Raw genomic sequence first — 14990 nt, 5'->3', positions numbered from 1 at the left:
TTTATTAAAGGGATTCCACCACAAATAAAAAATGCGATCCAATGATCGCATTTTTCCAAAGCCTATATTAAGTTTGACGTTGCTTCCCGTGGTTCCTTTTACCTACCCTACTAACATTTCGTGTTATCGCGAGCAGCTCCCCCAGCACCCACCCATAAACGACATGGCCAACAAGCCACCAAGTCCACGCGGCGCCGCTTCCGATGGACGGCGTACGATCTGACAGAAGCGTAGTCTGAAAAAGCACCAATCCGATTAGCAAGCTGACCGCCATAGCGGAATAGGTTTGCCGTACCACGGGCCAGCGAACGATCCTGAAGAAGAGAGCTAGTCCGATGCCGACGAGTGCAGATACGAACAAGTGCAAGGCGAATTCCCATAGCTCGGATAGCGCCAGCTCGTTCAGCAGCGGGATATAATCGACATTGAGCAGCAGCGTGTAGACGGTTTGTCCGGTCAACTGCTGAACGGCCTTCATATACAATCCGATCAGCAAGCCAGCCCCTGCACCAGCAGCGGCTGCGAGGGCAAGCGTCCGGGCTAGGCCGCCGTTGCCTCGTTTGCGTTTAATTCGCAAACCACTGCTCCGCCATCTCCGTATGTGCGTCCGTCACATGGATGCTGATGCTGCGGTATGCCGCCCAGAAGGCTGCTGCATCATCGGTATAGCCAATGCCGAGCACAAAATCCGGAATCAAATCAATCGGCAGCAAAATATAAGCGAGTGCCCCAATGGCAATGACTTTAGCCGAAGTAGGCGTATTGGCGTCAACGGCGCAGTAGTACATAGCAACGGCGTGCTTCGCAAAAGGGATTTTTTTTGCGTGTTTTTTAATTTTACGCAGAAAGCCTTGCTTCACATACTTTTCCTGTTTGGCGGAATCGCCAATTTTGGACGTCCACTCATTCACATTCGGCGTATCCTCGGGTGCCGTCTGCTGCTCCTGTTCATCCTTAAAGCGGTAAGGCTGGCCTGTAATCAAGTTATCCATTATCATTTGCCCCTTTCATTCATAAAATCCATCTATTGCTTAACAGCTTCATAGCTTCAACCATCCAGATTCTAAACCCGCAAATGCAGGTTGTAATGCTTATACGTAGTTATACCCAAGTTTGATTCGTTTTGAAAATAAATCAAAAAACCGCCTCCGCGAATCGGCGCGGGAGGCGGTTTAAAGAAAATATAAGAAAGTATAGGATTCCCCCTTATACTCGGCTTATATTTCTCGGACTGAAACGCGCCGAGCCGCCAAAGGACGGCGACAGCCGTTTCACCTTGAGCGCAGCTAAGCGCGTGGCTTGAAAATGCCGAACGGCTTGCCAATCGGCAGGAAGCTCCGGCCGAAATGAGCGTTAAGCACGGAAGCGCCGCAGCCGTAAAGCGATACGATGCCGATAGCGAGCTCGGAGTAGGCAGCCAGCGTATGGAAAATTTCAGGTGCAACACCGAAAGCATCGAGCGTAAGTCCTAGGAACAATAGATCAATCAAGCAGAAAATGATCAGCAGCACACGGTTCGTTTCAACCGCGCCAATGGTCATAAACAAAGTAAATACGAGATAGCCGGCGAAAGCGAAGCCGAGCTGCTTGCCATCAACATCGCCTGCGAGCGCGGTGCCAAAGACACCCATTTTAAACATCCAGCTTGTTGCGACTGCAAACCAGAAAAACGCATAAGCGCCGAAAGCTGTCGTACCGAATGTATTGTTCCGCTTGGAATCTTGAATGCAAGCGAATAACTGGGCGAATGCGCCCAGGAAGATGGCCCATGGGATAACGAAGCTGTAGCCCGTTGTAATTCCGAGCTTTTGGGATGATGCGACCAAGGTGACGATGGCTAGTCCGAATAAGCCTAGGGCGCTCGGATCAGCATTCATAATTTTGACGTTCGATGATTCCTTTTGCATATAAGCCTCCAATAATCCTGCGATTTCCTCTGTTTCATGCGTATTTGCCGACTACTAACACACATTGAAATATTCTAACTGAATTCGAAACAAGAAGAAAGGGTATAATTCGTGTCCGAAAGTCGAAATTTGCTGAATATAGTTGTTTAGACTCGAATAAATTGGTTTAATAGGTAAAGAGAACTAATACATAAGATAAAAGGGAGCGCTTTCATGTGAATATTAGAAAAAAACTGATTTCAGGTTTTGCAGCAGTATTATTGCTTACTTTGACCGTCGGCGCAATAAGCTTGTTTCAGCTTACGTCTCTTAATCAGGCCTATCAGGATTTGCTGAATGACCGTGTTCAGAAAATTATTTGGGTGAATAAGCTTAAGGCATTAACGATGAGTGAATTCAGCTATGTAAGGGGGCACTTAATTACAGGGGGCTCTTCGCAGTTGGAAAAATATGAAGCGGATCGCCGATCGTTTGCCGATACGATCAACCAATTGAGGAGCAGCATTAAATCGCAGCTGGCGATCGAATTAACCGAGGAGCTCAAGCAGTTGGAAGCAGATTATAATGCGGCATCGCTGGAGTTTATTGCAGCCAAACAGCAAGGTGATATGGATCAGGTGATCTTATTGCTTGAAACAAAGGGTATGCCAATTTCAGAGAAGTTTTTGAGTGCCGCTACTGAGCTGGAGAAATATCAGACGGATATGCTAAATGAAGGAAAGGTCAGCTTGACTAAGCAAGTCAGCGAGGTGCAGACGATCATTATAACAACGATTATCGTCGCTATGGTTCTTGGTATCGCTCTTGCATTGCTCATTGGACAAATGATTGCCCGTCCTGTCCAGAAGGTAGCCCAGGCAGCGCGGCAAATCGCAGATGGCGACCTGACGGGAGCAGATATTGTGCTGCGACAGAAGGATGAAATCGGAGCGATGGCTTTGGATTTCAATAGAATGAAGCAAAATTTGCGGCAGTTGATGCTGGCCATCAATCATAATGCGGTGGAGGTTGAAGCAGCGTCGAAGGAGCTTTCTGGCGGGGCGGAGCAGGCAGTAATGGCTTCCAACCATATAGCGGAGTCTGTGCAGGAGGTATCGGAAGCATCGGATCAGCAGTCTGCCAGCATTAATGAGAATAAGCAGGCGATTGAAGAGAGCGCCATCAGCATTCAGCGTATTGCCGATTCAGCTACGGTTACTTCGGAATCGTCCGAGCTTGCCTTACAGCAGGCAGAACGCGGCAGTGCGCTGCTCGGTGAGACGATTGGCCAAATGAAGCAGCTCCACCAGACCATTGATCAATCTGCTGCTGTCATTTACGAGCTTGGCGAGCAATCGCGGGCAATTGAGGGAATTACACAGTTTATTCGCGAAATTGCCAATCAGACAAACCTGCTGTCGCTGAACGCATCCATCGAGGCGGCACGTGCAGGCGAAGGCGGCAGAGGCTTTGCTGTCGTTGCTGGCGAGGTGAAAAAGCTGGCTGAGCAGACCGGTGAAGCATCCGATAAAATCGCCGTTTCCATTCGGGCTATGGTGGACAAGGTGAATGGCGCAGTCGTGTCCATGCAGAAGGGCTCTGGTGAGGTTGAGTCCAGCACCGCTTATATGAATCAGACAGGCGAAGCTTTTGAGCAGGTTTATGCGGCAATTCGTACGGTAACCAGCCAAGTTCAGGAAGTATCGGCATCGGCGGAGGAACTGGCCGCTTCGACAGAGCAGCAGCTCGCAACCGAGGAGCAGTTGGTCGTGCTTGCGAATAACATTTCGGGCAATTCTCAAAGCGTGGCTGCCGTTTGCGAGGAGCAGCTGGCATCGATGGAGGAAATTTCAGCTTCGGCCGAGTCGCTGAGCCAGATGGCTAATGTGCTGCGGGGCGAAATCCAGAAGTTTACTTTTGAGAAAGAGCAGGCGTAATTTGTTTAGCTGCTGAGCATGCTTAGATACGAAGGGGCCGTTGTGATACAATGACATTAGACAGCCCATGAGGAGATGATGACAGATGAGCGAGCAAGGAAATGACCAAATCGACGAGCAACAGCTGATCGCGTACATAACGAGTAAGGCGAAGGCATCCGAAGCGGATGTAAAGCTGGTACTTAAGCATGAAATGACCTTCATTAACAATGCGCAGGAGAACGCTTCTGGTGAGGTTGAAGTTGACAGCGATGAGCTGGTCGATTACATCCTGAAGCAGCGTGATGTGAAGCTGGATGAGCTTATGGTTGAGACGATTCTTGATCTGGAAATGGAATATTTGATGGATCAAGGCGTGGCTGGGTACGTTGATTAAGCAGTATAATTAAAAGAAGCTTTCGAAGCGCCATTTAGGCGTATTCGGAAGCTTTTTTTATTCAGAAGTAAATGAATCCCATTATTGTGGATGTGTCGAAGCATCCCCCTATTCTAGTCGCAAAAGTACTAATAAATAGTCGTCTTATCGGTAGTGAGGGTGGATGCATAAAGGTTATAGTCAAACTAATCAAACTAATCAAATGCAGCACTTTTAATGAAGAGAGGACGATAGCGATGAAGGGCGTATGGCATGGGCATGTGAAAATAGGGGAAGGCTCCGCGCTGTTTATTTTTACGGTAGAGGAATGGGACGGCGATTATCGGCTTGCTGTGCATTCGGTACCAGGCATATACAGCTTTGAGGCAGGCGGCCTGAAGGCGGAAGGAAGCAAAGGCAATGAGCTTAAGGCAACCGGTCATCTGGCGATGTTTGGAGCGAATATGACGGTTCACCTTATATTTGGAGAAACATCGCTCACAGGCATGGTGACTTTACCGTTTGGCGGTCCCTTTCCGCTCGAAGGGGAGAAAGGGCATCCGACCTTTCGCAATGATTCCCTTTTAGTGAGAGCTGCTGAGGTGCAGGGCGGAACAGTCGTAGAGCGAACGGAGGCAGAAATCGCCGAGCAAGTGGAGCTGCTGCTAGAACGAATGAGCGTGGAGGAGAAAATCGGACAAATGAGCCAGGTCGGAGCGTCGAACTTCTCGTTCGGCGGCGATGTGGAGAGCGAGCCGGTTGAGGTGTTGATCGCAAAAGGGAAGATTGGCTCAATATTAGGCGCATTCGATATGAGTCAGGTACTGGAGCTGCAAAGAATTGCGGTCGAGCAGTCGCCGCTCCGTATTCCGCTGTTGTTTAATGCCGATGTGATTCACGGTTATCAGACGATTTTTCCAGTGCCGCTAGCTTGGGCATGCAGTTGGGATATGGAGGCGATTCGCAAAGCCTGCGCAATCGCGGCCAAGGAGGCCGCAGCTTCCGGCATTACGTATAATCATGCGCCAATGGTCGATGTTACTCGCGATGCCAGATGGGGCAGGGTAGTTGAGGGAGCGGGCGAGGACCCGTATCTTGGCGCTGCCATTGCTAAAGCTCAGGTAGAGGGATTTCAAGGTGAAAGCCTGCTGGATCAGGATACAATGATTGCCTGCTTGAAGCATTTTATCGCGTATGGAGCGGCCGAGGCAGGCCGGGATTACAATACGGTCGATATTTCCGAGCGTACGCTGCGTGACGTGTTTTTGCCGCCCTTCCGTGCGGGCATTGAGGCCGGCGCCGGATCGGTCATGAATGCTTTTAATTTGTACGATGGCATTCCGATTGCTGGAAATACCCGCATATTGCGTGATCTGCTGCGGGAGGAGCTTGGGTTCGAGGGCATGCTCATCTCCGATTATGCGGCCATTGATGAGCTGGTCGTCCATGGCGCTGCCGAGAACGGCAAAGAGGCTGCCGCGCAAGCGCTGCATGCAACGATGGATATTGAAATGGTGACCAGGCTGTACGAGGAGCATCTTCCGGCGCTTCTGGCAGAAGGAAGGGTGACGGAGGAGCAGTTGAATGCGGCGGTGCGCCGGATTTTGACCTATAAATTTAAAATAGGCATTATGGATGCTCCTTACCGTTATGTGAGGCCAGAAGAAGCGTACAAGCATTATTTGTCGCCTGAGCATTTGGAGGCAAGTCGTGACGTAGCCCGCAAATCCATTGTGCTGCTGAAAAATAACGGCGTGCTGCCGCTTGCGTATGGCTCCAAGCTGGCGGTTATCGGGCCGTTCGCGGCCAGCCGGGATTTGCTCGGGCCGTGGCAGTTTTCCAATTACGCGAGTGAAACGGCGACGCTGCTGCAAGGCTTGGCAGCGAAGGGCTTCGCACCGGAGCAGCTGCTGTATGCAGAAGGCTGCGGCGTGCATGAGCCGCTGGCCGGAGGCATCGAGCGCGCCTTGGAGCAGGCGAGCAAAGCAGATATCGTGCTGCTGGCGTTGGGCGAGAGCAGCGATATGTCTGGCGAGGCGGCATCTCGTATGGATGTGACGCTGCCGGATGCCCAATTGGAGCTGGCTAAGGCAATTGCGCAGACAGGCAAGCCGGTCGTGCTTATTTTGACCAATGGCCGTCCATTGGTGCTGGAATGGTTTGATAACCACATGGCTGCGATAGTGGAAAGCTGGTTCCTTGGCTCGCAAGCGGGGCATGCTTTAGCAGATGTTCTTCTGGGCGATTACAATCCATCGGGCAAGCTGACGATGAGCTTTCCATACAAGACGGGCCAAGTGCCTGTGTATTACAATCATTTCCGAACTGGCCGTCCGCTTACGGAGAGCAACAGCGGCCAGAAGTTTATTTCCAAATACATGGATGGCCCGAATGAGCCCTTGTACCCATTTGGCTATGGCCTCAGCTATACGGCATTTGCTTATTCAGAGCTTGTGCTTAGCCGCTCTGAGCTGCGGGTGGGCGACACGCTGGAGGTCTCCGTCACGGTGACGAATACAGGCAGCAGAGCTGGAGAAGAAATCGTGCAGCTGTACGTTCAGGACGTTCACGGCAGTGTCGTTCGTCCGGTGAAGGAGCTGAAAGGGTTCCAGAAGCTGTGGCTGGAAGCGGGAGAAAGCCGGAAAGCGGTCTTTACCCTTTCGGAGGAGCATTTGAAATTTACAACAGCAGCTATGATTTGGCAGATAGAAGCAGGGCAGTTCAAGGTTTACGTAGGCGGAAGCTCAAGAGAAACGCTGACAGCGGGGTTTGAATGGCTCGCGTAGCCTCAAGGAAGCGGAAGCATAACGTTTAGTGTAAGTGGAGCCATCAGCCTAAGATAGCTATGAAAAAGACAAGGAAGAGGGTGAATCCCTCGCTCCTTGTCTTTTTTTGCGTCGTTATATGATTTTAGCCCACAATTGTGCGAATGGAGTCATGCCGCGGATGCGAATATCCGTATCAACACGCGCCTATCAAAAGAAAATAAAGGTTTAGATTGGATAGGGGGTTAAGCTAACGGGCAGGACATTATTATCCTTCCACGAATACTTCAAGTACGGCGAATTTGCGGAGCTTAAATTTAAGACAGTATATAATTCAAATGGTTACACAATTCTTGAAGGACAGATATAGAACTGATTATATAGGTGTGTGAGGAGATTGGGATATGGAATTTATTTACGAAGATGAAACGCTGGCAGTAACCGTTGTTAAAGCGATCCACACTGGCGATATCCCATCGTTGAAACGACTTCTTGAAGAGAATCCGGGCTTGGCTACGGCAAGAATGATCGGTAGAGACAATAACAACGAAGACAATAGTTGTGGAATGTCTCGAACACTTTTGCATGTCGTGACCGACTGGCCCGGTCACTTTCCTAACGGTGCGGCTACTGTTAGTACGCTAATCGAGTTTGGTGCGGAGGTGAATGCTCGGTTCACTGGATCGCACACCGAGACGCCGCTTCATTGGGCTTCGAGTTGCGATGACATTAAAGTGCTTGATGCGCTTCTTGATGCTGGTGCCGATATCGAAGCGCCAGGTGCAGTGATCGCAGGCGGTACACCGCTGGATGATGCAGTAGCGTTCGCACAGTGGCGGGCAGCGCATAGGTTGGTTGAACGTGGAGCGCAAATCGCACTCTGGCATGCGGCTGCGCTAGGACAATTGGCTGAAATTGAGGCTTACTTCGCCGGTTCCACACTTTCAGAACGATACCCTTGGGGAGCAAGTCGCTCTTCACCTCCGGACAAGATTACCGTCGCCTTCTGGTGCGCTTGCCACGGTGGACAACGGCGCACTGCAGAGTACCTTCTCGGCCGAGGCGCTGAACTGAACTGGATTTCGGTTTGGGATGGATTGACCCCGCTGGACGCGGCGCAGCGCAGTTCTGCTGCTGATCTGGTTCATTGGCTGCATAGCCAAGGCGCCAAAGCTGCCGGCGAATTGTGAAGAATCAATATAGTTGTAGCGCCTCAAGCTAGAGTTCCTTAGGATTAAGCTATCGAATACGTTAGCCCAATATGAACAGCGGCAGTCTAAGACTTTCTTCAGTCTTAGTCCGCCGCTGTTTCATTTGTATGGTCTGTCTAATCCTTCATTTTTGAGGTCTGGCGATTATTATTCTCAAAAACCGCGCTAGATCAGGCATCTCAATCTAAAACTTTATTTTCATTGGGCAATGCCAACCCATTCGCTGCAATAACTTTATTGCGGGTTCGTCGTCCAAATACCCGCCGTCTTAATGAAGACGCGTGGCGGCAGCGATATAGCGGCAAGCGCCAAAGCTGCAACATCCTCAGGCTGCATCATGCGGTCCTCATCACCGATTTTGAGGCCAGCTTTCGTAGCCAGCTCGGTATTGACCGTGCTTGGCGTAAGAGCTGTAACGCGAATATTGTGCTTGCGCACCTCCTGCAGCAGCGATTCAGTGAAGCCCAGCACTGCGAACTTGGAAGCGCAGTAGGCCGAGCCCGTTGCGAAGCCGCGCTCTCCCGCTGTGGAGGCTACATTAATAATTTCGCCGCTATTTCTGGCAATCATATCTGGCAGTACAGCGCGAGTCACATTGTAGGTGCCGAATAAATTAACATCCATCATGCTCTTCCACTCTTCTGGGTCCATATCCAGCACGGTGCCGAATTTGGCAATGCCTGCATTATTGATTAGAATATCAATAGGGCCAAGCTGCTCGGTAATCGAGGCGACAGCTGCCTGAACCTCTTGATTAACCGATACATCGGCAGCCGCAAGGCTGACCTGTATCGAATAGCTGGCTTTCAGCGTATCGGCGAGCGTCTCCAAATCGGATGCCGTTCGGGAAATAAGTCCAAGGCTTACGCCCTCCTTCGCGAGTGCATGGGCAATAGCAAGTCCGATGCCTTTGCCCGCGCCGGTAATGATCGCTGTTTTTCCGCTTAGTGTCATCATTAATCTCTCCATTCATTAGGAAAATCGCTTCTCGTTTCTCCTCTCCATTATAAAGCTGACAATAACCGGAATACAAATAAGCCCCAATAAGCGGGCAAATGCTACAAGTCAGGTGGGTCCGTATGAAAATAGATCGATTGCTCAGCATCGTCGTCCTGCTGCTCGGCAGAAAGCGTTGGAATGCGACCGAGCTTGCTGAGCGTTTTGAAGTATCAATCAAAACGATTTACCGTGATATGGATACGCTGAGTCTAGCTGGCATTCCTGTGGTCTCGCATCATGGTGCAGCCGGCGGTTACGAAATTATGGAGCAATACACGTTAAATCGGCAGCTTGCAAGCGCGAAGGAATGGAAGGCGCTGCTTGCTGCAGTGAAGGGAATTGCCTCAGCTCTAGATGATCAAGCCTATCATGAGCTGCTCGCCAAAGTGAATGCGCTGCTGCCTCAAGCAGCGCATGAGGAGCAAGCCAGGCAGGGCGAGGAGCTGGTGTTTGATCTGCAATCATGGGGATCGGGACTGGATTTGAAGCCCAAGCTGGCCTTGCTCCAACAAGCGATTACAGAAGGCAAGGTGGCTTGCCTGCGTTATGCCAGCTCGGCCGGGACCGAAAGCGAGCGGGAGGTTGAGCCGGCAGCGCTCATCATGAAAGGGTCCGTGTGGTATGTGCAGGCGTATTGCCGGGGGAAGCAGGGCTTTCGCATGTTTCGTTTGACGCGCATACTCAGTCTGTCGCTAAGGCTGGAACGCTTCGAGCCGCGGCAGTCGCCGCAGCTGGAAGGGCTGATCTGGCGCAGCGACTGGGGAGCAGATCAGGAGACGCAAATGCTTCTGCACTTTCAGCCGCAGGTCAAGCATCGGGTATATGATGCTTTTCCAAGCGTATTAATTACCGAGCTAGCGGATGGCAGCTTGCAGGTGGCGGGTTCTTTTTCGCTGGATGAGTGGTTTTATGGCTTGCTGCTGAGCTTCTGCCAGCATGTTAAGGTGCTGGCTCCCGTTCATGCCGCTGAAGAAGTGAAGCGTCGGGCACGGCTTATCTTTGAAAGCTATTAATTTAGTAGCAACGCCGCCAAAGGGAGGCGACAGCCGTTTCACCTTGCAAATTGAATCCGGACATATAGCTGTCTGATAAGATGCGATAAGCTTTGGGTAAATCTAAGTAAGCATGGTGCATGGCTCGCACCTTAGCCGCTGTGCTTATGGAAAAGAGGAAATGACATGATGAAATCGATAGTGGAACAGCAAGGGACCTTGAAACTGGCGGGCTTCGGCGTTCGGACAACAAATCAGGAGGAAGCGGGGCCGAATGGGCGAATTCCTGCGCTCTGGACACAGTATTTTCAGCTGGCGGGCACGCACTCCAATGAGGCTCAAGCTCAAGACGATTTTATTTATGGGGTATATACGGACTATGAAACGGATGCGAGCGGCGCTTACACGGCTTTCATCGGACATGCCTATGATTTAGACCTGCCCATGACAACAGAAACAACAGGGGCATCTGCCGCAGCAAATATACAGCAAATTGTTGTGCCTAGCTCTATGTACCGGGTTTTTGAGACGAGGAGAGGGCCTATGCCGCAGGTCGTCATCGAGGCTTGGCAGGAAATTTGGGCTTATTATGAGACAGCTGCCGAGCAGCGGGCGTATACGGGTGATTTTGAGCGATATGATAAAAATGATTATCAGGATGGGGAAGCAGCCGTTCGTATTTATATCGCCATTAAAGGCTGAATGCTGTTAAGCGTTCGTTAGCCGAGAATGCGTCATGTAAATGCCGCATGCCCCGTCACTGGATGGATCGCCGTTCCTTTTTTTGTGCGAGAGGAGAGGATAACGGTTAGATTGGAAGGGGAAGGCGAATGATCAACAGAAGCAAGCTGGAGCAAATAAAAAAATGGAACAGGACCGGTGAATTTCATCGGTCCATTCAAGCGTTGCAGGAGGCGGTAGCCATTCCCGCTGATATTAGAAGTGAAGCGGGCTGCCAAGAAGGCTTTGATACGCTGTACTTATATGTAGAAGCGCAGCTTTACAGCGGGCATGCGGAGGAAGCAGAGGCGCATTACCCAGCGCTTCAATCGCTGCTGTATACGTGGAATGGTATTTATAATCACAGCTATACGGCCAATTATCAGCTGAATTTCATTCGGTCAGCGCTGGATTACGCGCTGGGGAGCAAGCTTGCAGCAGGGCGCGGCTTCGCCAGGCTGATGGAGTATGGCGCACAGCTTGATACACAGCTGCGGGCGGCGATTTATTATTATTTTTCGCTAATGGACTACGAAGATTACAACGTGGTGGATGCGGGAGAGAAGCTGAATTTGGCTAAGCGAGAGGAAGACTGCACGCCGTTCGTAGCAGAGCGGCTAGACGAATTGGAGCAGTGGATTGTCATTCGCGAAGCACGGATGGAGTGGGAGCAGCTTGATCGCAGCCGCTCAACCTTCCAGCAATTCGGGGAGCTTGCAGCGGGGCAAGAAAGCGGCATCTGCGAGCTCGCGCTGAATGCCGAGGGCAGCTTGGCAGCCGTCCTCTATAATGACGGCATCGTCCGCGTGTGGCATACAGCGGATGGCCAGCTTCAAGCTGTAATCGACAGAGGAGATGGGGAAGCTGTGGGTAATCGTACTGAAAGCAAAGCTGCAGCAGATAGGGCTGCGTTGTGTTTTAGTCCCGACTCCAGTCTGCTGGCGATTGGCAGTGGAATTGGCGTTGTAGATCTCTTTCATGTACATAGCGGGAAGCCGGAGCAGCATTGGGAGTTCTGTGCTGACATACAGGAGCCGCTTCGTGATGCGCTTGATCAGAGCTTTTATACGCATGTCAGCTTTAGCGGCAATGGCCGTTATGCCGTCGTTATGCCGGTGGCCGAGGGCGATGTGCTTCCATTTGTAGATGAGGTGGATATGTCGTGTTTCCACACCGTATTTGTTATAGAAACAAGCAGTGGACAGTGTGTGCTGCAGCATGCGTTTCGCGAAGGGCGAATCGGTGCGGTTGCCTTCAGCGAGGATGAGCGGATGCTGGCGGTCGGCGTTATTGGCCAAGAGGTTGCTGTATGGGAGCTGAATAGCCGCAGTATTGTATATTTCGATCATGATTTTGTGACGGTGCAGGATCATGGTCGCATGGCGCTTGCGAATACGATTGCTTTTGCACATGGCAGCTCCATGCTTGCTTATCCGGCAAGCGATCATACGATTAAAATAATCAGCATGAGTGAGTGGGGCGGCGTCTATACGATTCAGCGGCGGGCGATTGTACTGGAGGAAGGTGTTACGGTCAGTGCGATAACGTTCAGCGAAGATGGAGCAACGCTCATTTCGGCGGAGGATCATAGCCGTTGGAAACATGGATTGCTCAGCGTTTGGGATGTGGAGCGGGCACAGCAGCTGCATACGGCCGCCATTGAGCGGTCCGTCGCTTCTAAGCTTGCTATTCATGAACAAAACGATGAGCTATGGGTGCTAACCGGCCCGCTCTTGGAAATCCGCAGGCTGAGTACACTGGAGCAGCTAAAAAGGCTCGACCCTTGCCAGTGGCACAATTCCACAGCCATGTTGCAAAATGCCAGCGTGCTTGCTGACGACAGAGCCGCCTGCGCCATCGCCTTTAGAGGCAAGGTGCGGTTTTTCAGCTAACGATAGAGTGCCAAGCTTAAATAATAGGGTCGGTCTGCTGTCGCGGACTCATTCAGCAGGCTGGAGTCGTTAAGAAAGGCTTTATTTTTGATTTAATAGCAGCTGGCATAGGTCGGGATAAACCTCCTGATTGTTCAGAGCCATAAGCAAGTAATCAGGGTTTACATCCTCTGGCACAACAGCCGAAACGTAGGCAACAAACTCATGATAGGATGGGGGAGCATCGGCAAACAAAGGATGGTTTGGACGGGAGAATAGCGTGTGACGCTGCTGAATGTCGGCAACCTTTGCGTTATAAAAGCGGATGCTATGCTCATCGCTAGCGGCGGCAGCCCCTTTCATAATGAGATGGATAAAATGATTCTTCTATAATAATATTGTAATTGAAATACTTTTTATAAACGAGCAAAAAGCCTATCCGCTTGATGGAATAGGCTTTAATTTTTTTAAGGCCCCTTGTTTTTAGCCTTTCACCGCTCCGGCAACGACGCCTTTGACGATGTATTTTTGCAGAAAAATAAAGACGATAATCGAAGGCAGCACGGCCATAACCATGGCGGTCATTGCATATTGCCAGTCGGATGTATATTGGCCGACGAACGTGTAGGCCGCAAGCGTCAGCGTCTTCGTATCCGGCGAGCCGTTCACCATAAGCAGCGGCAGCAGGAAGTCATTCCAGATCCACATTACATCAATAATAATGATGGTCGTCGTGACCGATTGCAGCAGCGGGAAAATAACGAGGAAAAACAGCCGAAAGCCAGATGCGCCATCCATCGTCGCGCTTTCGTCGATTTCCTGCGGGATGCCTTTCACGAAGCCGTGATAAATAAAGACAGCAAGCGGAGCGCCAAAGCCCCAATACAGCACGCCAAGTCCCCAGGTACTCTCCGACAAATGCAGCTGTTTAGCGAATTGGAGCACCGTCAGCATAATCGACTGGAACGGAATGAGCATCGGCATAATGCAGAGCAGATAGATCAGGCCGCTCATCCGCGTTTTTGTACGCGCCAGCTTATAGGCAGCAATAGATGAGACGAGAATAATACCTGCAAGGCCAACAATTGTAATGACCAGATTGTTCATGAACAGCTTCGGGTAATTGATAAACTGCCACACATAAGCATAGTTTTCAAAAATAATTTTCTCAGGCAGCGCGATAACGTCGCTCATCACTTCTCCAAAGCTTTTGAACGAGTTGTTAATGGCCAGAAACAGCGGGTATAGAAACAGCAGAGAGAGCAGAAGCATGACGGCTTCCAGTGCGTAGCGTCCGACTGGGCGATTTTTTCTCATTAGGCCTCTACCTCCCGGCGCTTGAACAGCGTTAATTGAATGATCGTAATGAACAGCACGGCAACGAACAGAATGAGCGCTTTCGCCGTACCGTAGCCATACAAATTGTTCTGGAACGTATCGCGGTAAATGTCATAGGCGATGCTGTAGGTCGAGCCGCCCGGCCCGCCGCCCGTCAGCGACAAAATGACATCAAACACCTTGATCGAATTTGTCAGCGCCATAAAGACGGCAATCGTAATCGAAGGGGCGAGCAGGGGCAGTGTAATGTTGAAAAAGGTGCGCAGCGGTCCCGCGCCGTCTACCGTTGCGGCCTCCTTCAAATCTCCCGGCACCGATTGCAGTCCCGCGATATAGATAACGAGGTAGAAGCCAATCGATTGCCAGATCGATACGAGCAAAATCGAAACAAAGGCAAGCCCCGGCGTGCCAAGCCAGCTTAAATCAAAAATTCCCCAGCCCGTACTTTCTCCCAGTGATTCAAAGCCCTGCATGAAAATAAACTTCCAGATGAAGCCGACGATGACGAGGCTCAAAATGTACGGAATAAAGAAAGCGGCCCGCAGCCAATTGGTCGTGCGCAGCTTCATGTCGAGCAGAACCGCAAGCCCAATCGCCAGCACATTGACAAGCACGATGTACAGCACGGCGTATTTAATCGTAAACCACGCCGAGCTGGTGAAATTCGCATCATTCAGAAAAATTTGCTTGAAATTATCGAGCCCAATAAATTTCGGATGCTTGGAAATGCCGTTCCATTTGGTTAAGGAATAACGGATGGTCATGGCAAAAGGAATATAAAAGGCAATGGCAATACAAATCAGTACAGGCAGGCTGAACAAGGTGAATTCCAGCTTTCCGCCCCATTTTTTACCTAATGCTTTGAACATATGATGCACCCCAATTCGTCTATTTCATCCACGCTTGCGAGCCTCGC

Annotated in this window: 13 protein-coding genes; 7 read left to right on the top strand and 6 right to left on the bottom strand. The window is 50.7% G+C overall.

What is annotated here, in order from left to right; all coding sequences use genetic code 11:
- Nucleotides 1-67: 67 nt before the first annotated feature.
- From MHB80_RS28605 to MHB80_RS28595, 3 genes are all read right to left on the bottom strand, one after another.
- Nucleotides 68-577 (bottom strand): hypothetical protein, encoded by a 510-nt coding sequence (locus MHB80_RS28605; RefSeq protein WP_341280096.1) that lies wholly within the window; start codon nucleotides 575-577, stop codon nucleotides 68-70.
- Entirely contained in the window at nucleotides 567-992 is a 426-nt protein-coding gene (locus MHB80_RS28600; protein WP_341280095.1) for a YkvA family protein, read from the bottom strand. The genes MHB80_RS28605 and MHB80_RS28600 overlap by 11 nt, the downstream gene beginning before the upstream one ends.
- A 294-nt stretch (nucleotides 993-1286) precedes the next feature.
- Nucleotides 1287-1907 (bottom strand): GPR1/FUN34/YaaH family transporter, encoded by a 621-nt coding sequence (locus MHB80_RS28595; protein WP_056036441.1) that lies wholly within the window; start codon nucleotides 1905-1907, stop codon nucleotides 1287-1289.
- A gap of 215 nt (nucleotides 1908-2122) precedes the next feature.
- On the opposite strand from MHB80_RS28595, the gene MHB80_RS28590 reads away from it, so the two are divergent.
- The 4 genes from MHB80_RS28590 to MHB80_RS28575 all read left to right on the top strand — a co-directional run bounded on the left by MHB80_RS28590 (nucleotide 2123) and on the right by MHB80_RS28575 (nucleotide 8133).
- A complete protein-coding gene (locus MHB80_RS28590) occupies nucleotides 2123-3823 on the top strand; it encodes a methyl-accepting chemotaxis protein (RefSeq protein ID WP_341280094.1) in 1701 nt (566 codons plus the stop codon).
- A gap of 85 nt (nucleotides 3824-3908) precedes the next feature.
- A complete protein-coding gene (locus MHB80_RS28585) occupies nucleotides 3909-4199 on the top strand; it encodes a hypothetical protein (RefSeq protein WP_341280093.1) in 291 nt (96 codons plus the stop codon).
- Nucleotides 4200-4435: 236 nt separating this feature from the next.
- Nucleotides 4436-6964 (top strand): glycoside hydrolase family 3 N-terminal domain-containing protein, encoded by a 2529-nt coding sequence (locus tag MHB80_RS28580; RefSeq protein ID WP_341280092.1) that lies wholly within the window; start codon nucleotides 4436-4438, stop codon nucleotides 6962-6964.
- A gap of 383 nt (nucleotides 6965-7347) precedes the next feature.
- Entirely contained in the window at nucleotides 7348-8133 is a 786-nt protein-coding gene (locus MHB80_RS28575; protein ID WP_341280091.1) for an ankyrin repeat domain-containing protein, read from the top strand.
- Between the two features lie 255 nt (nucleotides 8134-8388).
- Here MHB80_RS28575 and MHB80_RS28570 read toward each other — a convergent pair whose 3' ends face one another.
- Entirely contained in the window at nucleotides 8389-9108 is a 720-nt protein-coding gene (locus MHB80_RS28570; RefSeq protein WP_341283108.1) for a 3-ketoacyl-ACP reductase, read from the bottom strand.
- Between the two features lie 125 nt (nucleotides 9109-9233).
- Here MHB80_RS28570 and MHB80_RS28565 point away from each other — a divergent pair, with 125 nt between their 5' ends.
- The 3 genes from MHB80_RS28565 to MHB80_RS28555 all read left to right on the top strand — a co-directional run bounded on the left by MHB80_RS28565 (nucleotide 9234) and on the right by MHB80_RS28555 (nucleotide 12757).
- Nucleotides 9234-10166: a YafY family protein gene (locus tag MHB80_RS28565; RefSeq protein ID WP_341280090.1), complete on the top strand. Its 933-nt coding sequence runs from the start codon at nucleotides 9234-9236 to the stop codon at nucleotides 10164-10166.
- 165 nt (nucleotides 10167-10331) lie between these two features.
- Nucleotides 10332-10847 (top strand): effector binding domain-containing protein, encoded by a 516-nt coding sequence (locus MHB80_RS28560; RefSeq protein ID WP_341280089.1) that lies wholly within the window; start codon nucleotides 10332-10334, stop codon nucleotides 10845-10847.
- A 128-nt stretch (nucleotides 10848-10975) separates the two neighbouring features.
- The gene (locus MHB80_RS28555; protein ID WP_341280088.1) at nucleotides 10976-12757 is read left to right on the top strand and encodes a hypothetical protein; all 1782 of its coding nucleotides are present in this window, start codon (nucleotides 10976-10978) and stop codon (nucleotides 12755-12757) included.
- A 462-nt stretch (nucleotides 12758-13219) separates the two neighbouring features.
- Here the strand turns inward: MHB80_RS28555 and MHB80_RS28550 are convergent, their stop codons facing one another.
- Together MHB80_RS28550 and MHB80_RS28545 are read right to left on the bottom strand one after the other, a co-directional pair.
- The gene (locus MHB80_RS28550) at nucleotides 13220-14053 is read right to left on the bottom strand and encodes a carbohydrate ABC transporter permease (protein ID WP_341280087.1); all 834 of its coding nucleotides are present in this window, start codon (nucleotides 14051-14053) and stop codon (nucleotides 13220-13222) included.
- A complete protein-coding gene (locus MHB80_RS28545) occupies nucleotides 14053-14943 on the bottom strand; it encodes a sugar ABC transporter permease (RefSeq protein ID WP_341280086.1) in 891 nt (296 codons plus the stop codon). Before MHB80_RS28545 ends, MHB80_RS28550 begins: the two co-directional genes overlap by 1 nt.
- Nucleotides 14944-14990 lie beyond the last annotated feature (47 nt).

The sequence above is a fragment of the Paenibacillus sp. FSL H8-0537 genome (assembly GCF_038051995.1).
Taxonomy (GTDB): domain Bacteria; phylum Bacillota; class Bacilli; order Paenibacillales; family Paenibacillaceae; genus Pristimantibacillus.
Note: the sequence above shows the minus strand (reverse complement) of the source record. Positions and strands in the feature narration are given on the sequence as shown.

Excerpts from the sequence above, each read along its gene's own strand:
- MHB80_RS28570 (WP_341283108.1), bottom strand. The coding sequence starts at position 9,108 with ATGACACTAAGCGGAAAAACAGCGATCATTACCGGCGCGGGCAAAGGC.
- MHB80_RS28545 (WP_341280086.1), bottom strand. The coding sequence starts at position 14,943 with ATGTTCAAAGCATTAGGTAAAAAATGGGGCGGAAAGCTGGAATTCACC.
- MHB80_RS28555 (WP_341280088.1), top strand. The coding sequence starts at position 10,976 with ATGATCAACAGAAGCAAGCTGGAGCAAATAAAAAAATGGAACAGGACC.
- MHB80_RS28550 (WP_341280087.1), bottom strand. The coding sequence starts at position 14,053 with ATGAGAAAAAATCGCCCAGTCGGACGCTACGCACTGGAAGCCGTCATG.
- MHB80_RS28595 (WP_056036441.1), bottom strand. The coding sequence starts at position 1,907 with ATGCAAAAGGAATCATCGAACGTCAAAATTATGAATGCTGATCCGAGC.
- MHB80_RS28600 (WP_341280095.1), bottom strand. The coding sequence starts at position 992 with ATGGATAACTTGATTACAGGCCAGCCTTACCGCTTTAAGGATGAACAG.
- MHB80_RS28565 (WP_341280090.1), top strand. The coding sequence starts at position 9,234 with ATGAAAATAGATCGATTGCTCAGCATCGTCGTCCTGCTGCTCGGCAGA.
- MHB80_RS28585 (WP_341280093.1), top strand. The coding sequence starts at position 3,909 with ATGAGCGAGCAAGGAAATGACCAAATCGACGAGCAACAGCTGATCGCG.
- MHB80_RS28580 (WP_341280092.1), top strand. The coding sequence starts at position 4,436 with ATGAAGGGCGTATGGCATGGGCATGTGAAAATAGGGGAAGGCTCCGCG.
- MHB80_RS28575 (WP_341280091.1), top strand. The coding sequence starts at position 7,348 with ATGGAATTTATTTACGAAGATGAAACGCTGGCAGTAACCGTTGTTAAA.
- MHB80_RS28560 (WP_341280089.1), top strand. The coding sequence starts at position 10,332 with ATGATGAAATCGATAGTGGAACAGCAAGGGACCTTGAAACTGGCGGGC.